A 12,481-nucleotide genomic window follows, 5' to 3' on the forward strand; every position below is an offset into this window, starting at 1 on the left:
GAGGGGGCAAACGAGGAGCAAAAAATGCATCCCCATGGTCCTGCCGGCGACTTCTGCCCGCCGCCTCACCGACCCGTTCCCCGAGAAGCTCCCTCACACCGTCGTTGCTCCGTCCGAACACCCCGGTCGATCCGTCACCCTCCACGCACCTCTTCTCCCCTTCCTACATCCCTTCCTACATCCCTCCCTACCTTCCTTCCTGCCCCCTTCCTCCCCGAACCCGCCCAGCTTTTCCACGATCTCAATCAAACGATTGATTGATTCTGAAAAATCGAATATCGTCATCTGAATGGGAAAGGCGTAGCGGCGCCGGGCGCCCACTTCCCCGGGCCGGAGAGATGAGCAGACGGACAAAAGACCCCATGGATGCTGAGACGAAGGCCACCCCCACGGCCAAGACCGCACCCGCCTCCCCCGGCCGCCAGAAACTCCTCGATGCCGCCATCGTCCTCTTCGGCCGCAAGGGGTTCGACGCCACGACGACGCGCGAGATCGCGGAGGCCGCCGGCGTCAACATCGCCAACATCGCCTACCATTTCGGCGGCAAGGAGGGGCTCTACCGGGCCTGCGCCGAGGAGCTTGGCCGCGCCATCAAGGCCCGGCTCACCGTCGTCCTCGACCGGGCGCCACCGCAAGGCCCCCTTGAGGCCCGCGACGCCATGACGGCGGTGCTGTCGCGGATGACCCGGCTGATCGCCGCCGATCCGGCCATGGCGGCCCCGGCCCGCTTCATCCTGAGGGAATATTTCGACCCGACGCCGGCGCTGAGGCTCCTCTACCGGGGCCTGATCGAGCCGATATCGGGCCGCCTCATCGCCCTGTGGGCGGCGGCCACCGGCGCCGATCCGGACAGCGAGGAGACGCGGCTCATCGTCCTCGGCCTCGTCGGCCAGATCCTTGTCTTCCGCGCCGCCCGCGACGCCGTCTGCCTGCGCATGGAGTGGGAGACCATCGGCCCGCGCGAGGCCGAAGCCATCGAAACCATGGTGATCGCGACGCTCGATGCGCGGATCGCCGCTGAAAAGGAGAAAAGGCCGTGATCGACCTGATCTGCAAGATCGCTGTCATCGCCCAGATCGCCGCCTTTTGCGGGCCCGACACAGGGCCGGTCTTTGCCGGCTATGTGGAGGGCGACTACACCCGCATCGCCCCGATCGAGGCAAGCCGCATCATCGACGTCCATGTCGGCCGCGGCGACCGGGTGACAAAGGACCAGTTGATCGCCGACATGGAAAAGGACGACGCAAAACTCGCCGTCGACAATGCGCGGGCGAGCGTCGCCGAGGCGGAGGCGCGCTACGCGGACCTCAAGCTCGGCAAACGGCCGGAGGAGATCGCCGCCATCGAGGCATCGCTGCGCTCCGCCGAGGCCCAGGCCAAGCAGGCGAGCGCCACCTTCGAGCGCCAGAAACAGCTCTTTGAGCGCGGCCATGCCTCCAAGGCACAACTCGACGAGGCCGAGGCCAACCACGACGTCGCCAAGGCCAAGGTCGGCGAGATCGAGGCCAATCTCGCCGTCGCCCGCCTGCCGGCCCGCAAGGAAGAGATCAAGGCGGCCGACGAGCGCCTGAGCCAGGCCCGCTCGAACCTGGAGACCGCCCTCTGGAAGCTGGAGCAGCGACGGCTTCTGGCGCCGGCGAACGGGCGCATCTTCGACGTCCTCAGGCGCTCCGGCGAGATCGCGGCGCCGGAAAGCGCCGTCGTCACCATGCTCGCCGACGGCGCCATCAAGCTGCGCTTCTACGTGCCAGAACAAAGCATCGCCGACATCAAGACGGGCACAAAACTCTCCGTCGGTTGCGACGGCTGCGCCGACGACCTCACTGCCACCGTCAGCTATGTCGCCGCCGAGCCGGAATTCACCCCGCCGGTGATCTACTCCATCGAGACCCGCCAGAAGCTCGTCTATCTGGTCGAGGCCCGCCCGCCCGAGGGCGACGACCGCCTGCGGCCCGGCCAGATCATCGACGTGCGCCTTGCCGAGCCGAAGACCGCGGAGGCGTCCCGATGACGGCAGACGCCCCCGGCGCGGACCAGCCCAACGCCATCGACGTCACCGGCATCACCAAGAGCTTTTCCGGCAAGACGGTGGTGGACGATGTGGACCTCACGGTCCGGCACGGCGAGATCGTCGGCTTTCTGGGCCCGAACGGCTCCGGCAAGACGACGACCATCCGCGTCATCTGCGGCCTCTTGCTGCCCGATGCCGGCGCCGGCACGGTCCTCGGCTACGACGTCATCCGCGAGGCGCGGCGCATCAAGCACCAGGTCGGCTATATGACGCAGCATTTCTCGTTCTATGGCGACCTGACCATTGCGGAAAACCTCGACTTCGTCGCCCGGCTCTACGGCCTGAAGCCGCGCAGGAAGCACGTCTTAGAGGCGCTGAAAGGCCTCGGCATGGCGAGCCGCGCCGACCAGCTCGCCGAGACGCTCTCCGGCGGCTGGAAGCAGCGCCTGGCGCTCGCCGCCTGCATCATGCACAAGCCGAAGCTGCTGCTCCTCGACGAGCCGACGGCGGGCGTCGACCCCAAGGCGCGGCGCGACTTCTGGGACGAGATCCACCAGCTCGCCGCCGACGGCCTCACGGTGCTGGTCTCCACCCACTACATGGACGAGGCCGAGCGCTGCCACCGCATCGCCTATATTTCTTACGGCAAGCTGATCGCTCAAGGCACCGTCGCGGACATCGTCGCCGGTTCCAACCTCATCACCTATGTCGTGGAAGGCCCCGACCTCGCCAGGGTCCAGCGCCGGCTGCAGGACACCGACGGTATCGAGCAGATCGCCCCCTTCGGCGCGACGCTCCATGTGGTCGGCTCCGATCCGGGCCGGCTGAAGGCCGCGCTCCGCCCGCTTGAGGAAGACGCCGCCTATTCCGTGCGCCCGGCCGACACGAGCCTGGAAGACGTCTTCATCAAGTTCATGGGCACGGCCACGGACAACATGCAATGAACCGCTTCTTCTCGCTCTCGCGGACCGGCGCCGTCCTCATCAAGGAGTTTATCCAGATGCGGCGCGACCGCATCACCTTCGCGATGATGCTCGGCGTGCCGCTGATGCAGCTCCTCCTCTTCGGTTATGCCATCAACATGGACCCCAAGGGCCTGCCCGCCGCCCTCGTCCCCCTCGACCAGGGCCGCTATGCGCGAGCCGTCGTCTCGGCCCTGGAAAACACCGACTACTACCGCTTCGATTACGTGGTCGGCAGCATTGCCGAGGCCGAAGAGCTCATCCTTGCCGGCGACGTCGCCTTCGTCGTCACCATCCCGAGCGACTTCACGCGCCGGGTGGAGCGGGGCGAGAGCCCGCAGATCCTGGTCGATGCCGATGCCTCCGATCCGACCGCGGCAACCAACGCCCTCGGCGCCCTGCCCCAACTCGCCCGCCGCGCGCTCAGCCGAGAGCTCGGACAGGAACTGCAGGCGGCGGAGGAAAGCACCCGGAACCTGGAGATCGTCGTCCACCGCCGCTACAACCCGGAAGGCATCTCGCAATACAACATCGTGCCGGCCCTTCTCGGCGTCATCCTGCAGATGACCATGGTGATGATGACGGCGATGGCGCTGACCCGAGAGGTCGAGCGCGGCACCATGGAAAACCTGCTCGCCATGCCGGCGAACCCGCTGGAGATCATGATCGGCAAGGTGACGCCCTATATCGGCGTCGGCGCGGTGCAGGTCGTTGTCGTGCTGACGACGGCAAAGCTGCTTTTTTCCATCCCCTTCGTCGGCTCGCTGGCGCTGCTCCTTGCCGCCATCCTCGTCTTCATCATCGCCCTGGTGCTCCTGGGCTACACCTTTTCCACCTTCGCCCGCACCCAGATGCAGGCGATGCAGCTCACCTTCTTCTTCTTCCTGCCCTCGATCATGCTGTCGGGCTTCATGTTCCCGTTCCGCGGCATGCCGGAATGGGCGCAGGTCTTCGGCGAGGTGCTGCCGCTCACCCATTTCCTTCGCGTTGTGCGCGGCATCATGCTGAAGGGCGCGGACTGGCGCGCGATCTCGTTCGAGGTCTGGGTGCTGGTCGCCTTCGTTCTCGCCTACGCCGTCATGGCGCTGTTGCGTTTCCGGCGGACGCTCGATTGAGGACGGGTCGCGAGGGCAATGGCCCGCCGCGCCGACAACGAGGTCGTGACGGCACCACAGCGCACCCCCACACCTCCGGCCACCCCTGCGCAGTCTGGCCGCAGGGCTATAACCGGCGATTGTATCCGTTTAATACGACGAACGTATAAATCGGATACATACACCTGACAGGCGCTCTGCAGACCGGATTGGGCGTTCGGCATTTTCAGGGGCGGCACGCCGGCGCCGCCCCTTGCCTGAAACGGGTCGCCTAACTGCCGCTTGCCGCCAGCAGCGAGGCGTTGCCGCCGGCCGCCGTGGTGTCGATGCAAAGGTGCCGCTCCAGCACGTAGCGCTCCGGCGCGACCAGCTCGGTGATCAGCGGCAGGATGGCCCCGTGGCGACCGGCGAGCGCCTGCCGCAGCGCGGCAAGGTAGCTGCCGTCGCCCGTCGCCGCCACCGCGCCGATGCCGGTCAAGGTGCCGACGGCCGCCGCATCGAACGCACCGTCGAGCCCGGCTATCGGCGCACCCCGCGACGCGAACTCGTGAACGAAGCCGGGAGCGCCCGGCGCAACGGCAACGACCGCATTGCCTGCCGCAAGCGCCTGCACGGTCTGCACGGCCAGGCTTTCAAGATCCGGCCCGAGGCAGAGAACCCGCCCGCGCGGCGGAAAGGAGAGCCGGTTGCTTTCGCCCGTCGGTCCCGGCAGGTCCATGGTCGCGGCAATGCCGGTCGCGGCCTCAAGCGCGTCGGAGGCTGGCGCGCCGGAACGCGACAGCGCCTCGCCGAGCACCGCGGCCCGGTCCTCGCGCCCCGCCCAGACCGCAGTGTCGAGCTTGTCGAGCGCCGCCTGAACGGCGCCCGCATCGATGGTCTTTGCCTCCGGCGCCGGTGCCGGCGCATCGGGCGCGGCCGCTCCGGCCGCCTCGCCGCCGCGGCGCATGAAGCGGGCCACATAGTGCGGCCCGCCGGCCTTCGGGCCGGTGCCCGAAAGCCCCTCGCCGCCGAAGGGCTGGGAGCCGACGATGGCGCCGATCTGGTTGCGGTTGACGTAGAGATTGCCCACATGGAGCCGGTCGACGACCTGCTGGACGCGGCTGTCGACGCGGGTGTGCAGCCCGAAGGTGAGGCCGTAGCCCTTGGCGTTGACGGCATCGATCACATCGTCGATGCCCTCGGCCGGGAACGTCGCCACATGCAGCACCGGCCCGAAGATTTCCCGCTCCATCTCCTCGATGCCGGAGACCTTTATGACGGTCGGCGCAACGAACCGGCCGCCGCCCGGAACGCTGAGCTTCTTGATCAGCTTGCCGTCCGCCTCCATCTGCCGGCAATAGCCCTCGATGGTGTCGCGCGCCTCGTCGTCGATGACCGGACCGATGTCGGTCTGGAGCTTCCAGGGATCGCCGAGTTCCAGCTCGTCCATGGCGCCGGACAGCATCTTCATGATGCGGTCTTCCACATCCTCCTGCACATAGAGGATGCGCAGCGCCGAGCAGCGCTGGCCGGCGCTCTGGAAGGCTGAGGCGAGGATATCGCCGACCGCCTGCTCCGGCAGCGCGGAGGAATCGACGATCATGGCGTTGAGGCCGCCGGTCTCGGCAATCAGCGGCGCCGACGGCGCAAGCGTTTCGGACATTGACCGGTTGATGCGCTGCGCGACCTCCGTGGAGCCGGTGAAGCAGACGCCCGCGATCCGCGGATCGGCGGCAAGCGGCGCGCCGACCGTCGGCCCGTCGCCGGGAAGAAGCTGGATTGCGGCCTCCGGAATGCCGGCCTCGCACATCAGGGCGACGGCCCGCGCCGCGATCAGCGGCGTCTGTTCGGCGGGCTTGGCAATCACCGCGTTGCCGGCGGCAAGGGCGGCCGAAATCTGGCCGGTGAAGATCGCCAGCGGGAAGTTCCACGGCGAGATGCAGGCAAAAACGCCCCGGCCGGAGCCCGCCGCTTCGCCTTCCAACCGCCGCGCCTCACTGGCGTAGTAGCGCAGGAAGTCGACCGCCTCGCGTACTTCAGCGACCGCATCGTTGAGCGTCTTGCCGGCCTCGCGGGCGCACAGCGCAAAGAACTCCGGCGCGTTCTCCTCATAAAGATCGGCGACGCGCTCAAGGGCGCTCGCCCGCTCGTCGACGGAGCGCGCCGACCACTCGGAGAATCCCTCGGCCGCAGCCGACAGCGCCGCCGCAAGGTCCTCCTGGCTCGCCTCGACGACCGTGCCGACGACGTCGCCCGGTTTTGCCGGGTTAGCCATCTCGCGCCCGCCATCGCGCATCGCCTGCCCCGCCACCATCGGCGCGGCATGCCAGCGGCTTGCCGCGAACCGGTCGCGCGCGGCAAAGAGCTCGTCCAGTTCCAGCGGATCGGTCAGGTCCCAGCCCTTGGCGTTCCGGCGCGCCTCGCCGTAAAGCATCGGCGGCAGCGGAATGCGCGGATTGGCGATCGCCTGGCCATGCGCTTCCAAGACCGCGAAGGGATCGCGGGCGACTTCCTCCGGCGGGATCTCCTCATCGACAATCTGGTTGACGAAGGAGCTGTTGGCGCCGTTTTCCAAGAGCCGCCGGACGAGATAGGCAAGGAGGTCCCGGTGCTCGCCGACCGGCGCATAGATGCGGCAGCGCACATCGTTGGACTTCTTCACCGTGTCGTAGAGCGACTCGCCCATGCCGTGCAGCCGCTGGAACTCGAACGACGTCTTCCCATCCGCCATTTCCAGGATCGAGGCGACGCTGTGGGCGTTGTGGCTGGCGAACTGCGGATAGATGCGCTCGCTCATGGAGAGAAGCTTCTGCGCACAGACCAGGTAACAGACGTCGGAATTGACCTTGCGCGTATAGACCGGATAGCCGGGAAGGCCCTCCGTCTGGGCGATCTTGACCTCGCTGTCCCAATAGGCGCCCTTGACGAGGCGCACCATGATCTTGCGGTCGAGCTTTGTCGCCAGCGCATGGAGCCAGTCGATCTCGGCCGGCGCGCGCTTGGCATAGGCCTGGACGACGATACCCATGCCGTCCCAGCCGGCAAGTGCGGGATCGGAGAGCACCGCCTCGAAGACGTCGAGCGACAGGTCGAGCCGGTCCATCTCCTCGGCATCGATGTTGAAGCCCATATTGGCGCTCTTGGCGATGAGGGCGAGCGCCCTTGTCCGCGCCACCAGCTCCGTCATCACCCGCTCGCGCTTGGCGAACTCGTAGCGCGGATGGAGCGCGGAAAGCTTCACCGAGACGCCCGGATTGGCGCGGATGTCCGGCCCACAGGAGGCGGCCAGTTCGGTGATGGCGTTGGAATAGGAAAGGTGGTGGCGCCGCGCATCAGCCTCGGTCAGCGCCGCCTCGCCCAGCATGTCGTAGGAATAGCAGTAGCCGGCGGCCTCGCGCTTCTTGGCCCGCGCGATCGCCTCGTGGATGTTGCGGCCGAGCACGAACTGGCGGCCGAGCTCCTTCATGGTCTGGCCGACGGCGACGCGCACGACGGGCTCGCCGAGCCGGCGGATCATGCCGCGCACGGTCTTGGCGACGTTCTGCCCGTCCTTGTCGGTGAGAACGTGGCCGGTCAGCATCAGCGCCCAGGTCGAGGCATTGACCAGCACCGAGCTCGACTGGCCGAGATGGGTGCTCCAGTCCGACGGCGCGATCTTGTCGGAGATCAGCGCATCGATCGTCTCGTCGTCCGGCACACGTAAGAGCGCCTCGGCAAGGCACATCAGGGCGACGCCCTCGCGGGTCGAGAGCCCGAACTCGGCCAGGAAACTTTCCATCATCGTCGGCTTCGACGAGGACCGCACCTTGGCGACCAGTTCCGCGCCGCGCGCGGCGATCTTCTTGCGGGTCTCCTCCGTGATCGGCGTTGCGGCGGCGAGCGCCCGCATGGTCTCCGCCTCGTCGGCGATGATCGCCTCGCGCATGCGCTGGCGGATAGCAGCGAGATCGGACGGGTCGGAAGCGGAAACGGGGGACGGAGCGGCACCGGAGGAGGCGTCAGACATGGCGGTTCTTTCGGCTGGAAGGGTTGTTTCCCCTAGGATACTCCAATCCTTGTAGCCGATTTTCCCGAGAATCGACGTAAGATAGGAAAAAATCGCGAAAATATGCTACTCGTCAGTCCGAATGCACCGGCAAAGGCCCGACAATGGACGATCTGGACGCCATCGACAGGAGGATCATCGACGCGCTGGTCGCCAACGGGCGGATCACCGTCACCGATCTCGCCGCCAAGGCCGGGCTTTCCAAGACGCCCTGCCAGAACCGCATGCGCCGGCTGGAGGAGCGCGGCTACATCCGCGGCTACACGGCGATCACCGACCCGGCAAAGCTCGGCGCCGGCCACATCGCCTTCGTCCAGGTGACGCTCAGCGACACCCGCTCCGCCGCACTCGCCGCCTTCAACGAGGCGGTGCGGAGCGTGCGCGAAATCGAGGAGTGCCACATGATCGCCGGCGGCTTCGACTATCTCCTGAAGGTCCGCACCCGCGACATCGCCGGCTACCGGCGCGTCCTCGGCGAGCGCATCTCGGCGCTCCCCCACGTCACCCAGACCTCCACATTCGTCGTCATGGAGGCGGTCAAGGACCGGAGCCGATAGGAGGTCGCACCGACAAAGCGCCGCAGCGGGCCGCCACATTCGCTCCACGCCGCTGGCGCACAGTCGCCGTGCCCCGATCCGGTGAGGAGACGACCCCGATGTCTATTCTGAGGCTTCTCGGCGCGGCCGCCCTTGCCGCCGCCCTGTCTGCCGCGAGCGCGGCGAGCGCCCCGAAACCGATGCCCGATGCCTGCGCCGTGATGAAGGGTCTCGAGGCGGGAGCGTACCTGTCCGGCGAAGCGCGCTACGACCTGATGGTCAATCGCCGGGACGAGGCCGTCGCCTTCAGTCAGTGCGTCGTCGTGGAAAAAGACGGCGCAGCGTCCGTCAGCCTGCAGATCCGCGAGCAGCGGTCGGGCGCCTCCCCGGCGACGGCCGCCACCCAGCGCGAGGACTACGTCAAGGAACTCGCAGGGACCTTCGGCTTCGTGCCGAAGGCGGAGGAGGTTGCCGTCGGCGAGGCGGCGGTCTGGATCGGCGACGTCGGCCAGTTGACCGTCTGGTACCGCGACGGCCGGGTGCAGATGATCGTCTCCGGCCGCGGCGGCGACAGCAAAGGACTGGCGGCCGAGATCGCCCGCCGCGTCGTCGAAGCCTACCCCTGATCGCCGGCGCCGCGACGAGGTCGGCATTCCGATCCGGCCCGGCCAAATCCCATGCCCGAAAATACCTATCGCGACGATTTCATTTGCCGTCGGACGACAACCATAATATTAGTCTATTCTAATAAGAAAGAATAAGTTCAGGGAGGGCGGTGCGCGATGCCCGGAAGCGGCCTGTTCGGGCCGCCGGCCGCTGGTCAGGCGCACACATGCACCGCCGCTCAAACATTTGGGCGACGCGACACCATGCTGAATTCCACCCTTTGGGAGGCCTTTACCCCGTTCACCAAATGGGCGCCGCGGGTCACCCGCGACGACCTGCAGCGCGACCTCGTCGCCGGCATCACCGGTGCCCTCGTCGTCCTGCCGCAGGGCGTCGCCTTCGCCTCCATCGCCGGCATGCCGCCGGAATACGGCCTCTATGCCGGCATCGTCCCGGCCATCGTCGCCGCCCTCTTCGGCTCCTCGCGCCACCTCGTCTCCGGTCCGACGACGGCCGCCTCGATCGTCCTCTTCTCCGCCCTCTCGGTGCAGGCGGTGCCGGAAAGCGCGCAATATGTGACGCTGGCGCTCACCCTCACCTTCATGGTCGGCCTTTTCGAGCTGGCGCTCGGCCTTGCCCGCATGGGCGCACTCGTCAACTTCATCTCCCATTCCGTCGTCGTCGGCTTCACCGCCGGCGCTGCCGTGCTCATCGCCGCCAAGCAGCTGAGGCATTTCTTCGGCATCGAGATGCCCTCCGGCGGCCATCTCCACCACATCCTCATCGCCTTCGTCGAACAGATCGACCGCCTCAACCCCTATGTCACGGCCGTCGCTGCCGCGACCCTCGTCAGCGGCATTCTCCTCAAGATGTTCGCGCGAAAGATCCCCTATCTCATCGTTTCCATGGTCGTCGGCAGCCTCGTCGGTGTTTTGCTCAATGCCCGCTTCGGCCAGGAGGTGACGGGGATCGCCACCGTCGGCGCCCTGCCGACCCATCTGCCGCCACTGTCAGCGCCCGACCTCACCTTCGACACCATCAAGGAGCTCGCCCCGACGGCCCTTGCCATGACGCTGTTCGCGCTGACCGAGGCGGTCTCCATCGGCCGCTCGCTTGCCGCCCGCGGCGGCTACCGCATCAACGGCAGCCAGGAATTCGTCGGCCAGGGCCTGTCCAACATCTTCGGGGCGTTCTTTTCCGGCTATGTGGCGACAGGCTCCTTCAACCGCTCCGGCCTCAACTACGAGGCGGGGGCAAGGACCCCCTTCGCCGCGGTCTTCGCCGGCGGCCTCCTTATGGTCGTCCTCCTCTTCGTCGCCCCGCTCGCGGTCTACCTGCCGAAGGCCACCATGGCCGGGCTCCTCTTCCTCGTCGCCTGGGGCCTTTTCGACTTCAAGGAGATCGGCCACATCCTGAAGGCGTCGGGGCGCGAGACGGCCGTCCTCCTCGTCACCTTCTTCAGCGCGCTCTTTTTAGAGTTGGAACTCGCCATCTTCGCCGGCGTCATGCTGTCGCTGATCATGTATCTGGAAAGGGTCTCCAAGCCGACGATCCGCCGCCAGGTGCCGGACCCCTATGGCGCCAAGAGGGTCTTCGTGTCCGACCCCACCCTGCCGGAATGCCCGCAGCTCCGCTTTGCCCAGATCGACGGCTCGATCTTCTTCGGCAACGTCAATCGCGTGGAGGACACCTTCGACCTCTATCGCAACACCCATCCGGACCAGAAACACCTCGCCATCGTCGCGCAGGCGATCCGCTTCGTCGACCTGCAAGGGGCCGAAGCTTTCGTCGAGGAAGCCAAAAAGAGGAAGGAAATGGGCGGCGGTCTCTACATCGTCAACGCCCAGATCCCCTTGTGGGAAATCCTGGAAAGCCTCGGCAGCCTCGACGACATCAACGAAAAGCACTTCTTCCAGGGCAAGACGGCCGCCGTCCACGCCATCTACCAGAAGCTCGACAAAACGGTCTGCAAGGGCTGCAACCAGCGCATCTTTACCGAATGCATGTGGGACCACGGGGTAAGAGGCAAGCCAGCGCCGGGGGAGTGAGGGGGCTCTCACTTTTTTCTATTTCAAATGGTCAAAGTATTTTAGTATTCACAACGGCTGGGGCCACCCAAGCGGTCAATCCTGACGTCCGCCACGAAATAAGGAACATACTTTAGGTCTTTGGTAATTAATTTATTGAGCCTCAGATTCCATCAGTTAATATGGCAAATAACAGAAAGCGCAATGAGTATAGTTAAATTCACAGCGTTTTATCCATCGAGGCCGTATTTTGCTGACCGAAAACCAACATCCATCCCTAAGAGTACAACAGATTTCTTTAAGAAAATGGACAAAGTCGTTTTCTCAAACGACAACGATTCATTCCTCCTGAGGGTCTGCAGAGATGGACGCATCATAGTAAGAATCAAAAGCCTTGAAAAGGATATCGAAGGCAAAAACACAAGGTCAATTGAACAAAACGTTAAGCATTGGAGCCAGTATCTAGAATACTTAAATTCGATATATCTTCTGATTGATTCTGCTATGCTTGAATTAGATAATAATGCATACTTTAATATTCACGAAATCACAAGACGAGATGCGTTTCGCGTATCCTATAAAAATGGGGAGTGGAACGGTGAGCAGATGGCAGATGAAAGCCTAGCATCACGATTTCAAAGAACTCGCCTATTCAAAGAAAGCATCTACGGTGGCGCATGGGCTCTTGAAATGGATTTCGATCAGAGACAAACTGTGCCAATAAAAATATTCGATCATGCATGTCAGAATTTTTATAAATGTTCGAAGCAGGCTATTATAATAAAATATCTATCTAGATTGACGAAGAGCATATCGGAATACAAAGTTGGCAGCTATGAGAATTCTATTATTTTTTCTTGGTTCATTATTGAGTCAATAATGAATGATTTCTGGGATAAAGTTTTAGCCGAAAAGGATCGCCAAATCTCCCCAACAGAGAAGCGTATAAATAAGGACAGAAAGAAATTTCTAACAGGAAGAGAATTCCCTTCCAGCGTTGTCTCAAATTTACTCGAACTTGAAGGGGAAATAGATTATGAAGAATTCAAAGAAATCAACAACGTCAGAGGACACCGAAACGACATAGTGCACTCGATTGGGAAGAAACCGATAACCGTTAAAGAGGCAAGGGCAGCATTAAATATAGCGAGAAAAATGATTGAAAAGCGGTCTGGGATCGACCTTCATATCAACGATGGCTACCACGTATTCGGGCTTTAG

9 protein-coding genes are annotated in these 12,481 nt (G+C 64.2%); 8 read left to right on the top strand and 1 reads right to left on the bottom strand.

Features of this window, described 5'->3' with window-relative positions; translation table 11 throughout:
- Nucleotides 1-362 precede the first annotated feature (362 nt).
- From M2319_RS05640 to M2319_RS05655, 4 genes are read left to right on the top strand one after another with little or no spacing between them, the layout of a single operon-like run.
- Nucleotides 363-1,040 carry a CerR family C-terminal domain-containing protein gene (locus M2319_RS05640; protein ID WP_264600472.1) on the top strand — a complete coding sequence of 226 codons (678 nt, stop codon included), beginning with the start codon at nt 363-365 and terminating at the stop codon, nt 1,038-1,040.
- The gene (locus tag M2319_RS05645; protein WP_264600861.1) at nt 1,040-2,011 is read left to right on the top strand and encodes an HlyD family secretion protein; all 972 of its coding nucleotides are present in this window, start codon (nt 1,040-1,042) and stop codon (nt 2,009-2,011) included. The genes M2319_RS05640 and M2319_RS05645 overlap by 1 nt, the downstream gene beginning before the upstream one ends.
- Complete coding sequence (locus M2319_RS05650; RefSeq protein WP_264600473.1) at nt 2,008-2,955, top strand: ABC transporter ATP-binding protein; 948 nt, start codon at nt 2,008-2,010, stop codon at nt 2,953-2,955. The genes M2319_RS05645 and M2319_RS05650 overlap by 4 nt, the downstream gene beginning before the upstream one ends.
- Nucleotides 2,952-4,088, top strand: a complete 1,137-nt coding sequence (locus M2319_RS05655) for an ABC transporter permease (protein WP_264600474.1) — start codon at nt 2,952-2,954, stop codon at nt 4,086-4,088. The genes M2319_RS05650 and M2319_RS05655 overlap by 4 nt, the downstream gene beginning before the upstream one ends.
- A 250-nt stretch (nt 4,089-4,338) precedes the next feature.
- Here M2319_RS05655 and putA read toward each other — a convergent pair whose 3' ends face one another.
- Nucleotides 4,339-8,052 carry a bifunctional proline dehydrogenase/L-glutamate gamma-semialdehyde dehydrogenase PutA gene (putA, locus tag M2319_RS05660; RefSeq protein WP_264600475.1) on the bottom strand — a complete coding sequence of 1,238 codons (3,714 nt, stop codon included), beginning with the start codon at nt 8,050-8,052 and terminating at the stop codon, nt 4,339-4,341.
- A 143-nt stretch (nt 8,053-8,195) separates the two neighbouring features.
- On the opposite strand from putA, the gene M2319_RS05665 reads away from it, so the two are divergent.
- From M2319_RS05665 to M2319_RS05680, 4 genes are all read left to right on the top strand, one after another.
- Entirely contained in the window at nt 8,196-8,648 is a 453-nt protein-coding gene (locus M2319_RS05665) for an Lrp/AsnC ligand binding domain-containing protein (protein ID WP_264600476.1), read from the top strand.
- 98 nt (nt 8,649-8,746) lie between these two features.
- Nucleotides 8,747-9,253, top strand: coding sequence for a hypothetical protein (locus M2319_RS05670; RefSeq protein WP_264600477.1), 507 nt, complete (start codon nt 8,747-8,749; stop codon nt 9,251-9,253).
- Between the two features lie 243 nt (nt 9,254-9,496).
- A complete protein-coding gene (locus tag M2319_RS05675; protein ID WP_264600478.1) occupies nt 9,497-11,281 on the top strand; it encodes a SulP family inorganic anion transporter in 1,785 nt (594 codons plus the stop codon).
- 183 nt (nt 11,282-11,464) lie between these two features.
- Nucleotides 11,465-12,481, top strand: coding sequence for a hypothetical protein (locus M2319_RS05680; protein WP_264600479.1), 1,017 nt, complete (start codon nt 11,465-11,467; stop codon nt 12,479-12,481).

Origin of the sequence: Rhodobium gokarnense, from assembly GCF_025961475.1 — a bacterium.
In the GTDB taxonomy this organism is placed as follows: Bacteria; Pseudomonadota; Alphaproteobacteria; order Rhizobiales; family Rhodobiaceae; genus Rhodobium; species Rhodobium gokarnense.

Excerpts from the sequence above, each read along its gene's own strand:
- M2319_RS05640 (WP_264600472.1), top strand. The coding sequence starts at position 363 with ATGGATGCTGAGACGAAGGCCACCCCCACGGCCAAGACCGCACCCGCC.
- M2319_RS05650 (WP_264600473.1), top strand. The coding sequence starts at position 2,008 with ATGACGGCAGACGCCCCCGGCGCGGACCAGCCCAACGCCATCGACGTC.
- M2319_RS05655 (WP_264600474.1), top strand. The coding sequence starts at position 2,952 with ATGAACCGCTTCTTCTCGCTCTCGCGGACCGGCGCCGTCCTCATCAAG.
- putA (WP_264600475.1), bottom strand. The coding sequence starts at position 8,052 with ATGTCTGACGCCTCCTCCGGTGCCGCTCCGTCCCCCGTTTCCGCTTCC.
- M2319_RS05665 (WP_264600476.1), top strand. The coding sequence starts at position 8,196 with ATGGACGATCTGGACGCCATCGACAGGAGGATCATCGACGCGCTGGTC.
- M2319_RS05670 (WP_264600477.1), top strand. The coding sequence starts at position 8,747 with ATGTCTATTCTGAGGCTTCTCGGCGCGGCCGCCCTTGCCGCCGCCCTG.
- M2319_RS05675 (WP_264600478.1), top strand. The coding sequence starts at position 9,497 with ATGCTGAATTCCACCCTTTGGGAGGCCTTTACCCCGTTCACCAAATGG.
- M2319_RS05680 (WP_264600479.1), top strand. The coding sequence starts at position 11,465 with ATGAGTATAGTTAAATTCACAGCGTTTTATCCATCGAGGCCGTATTTT.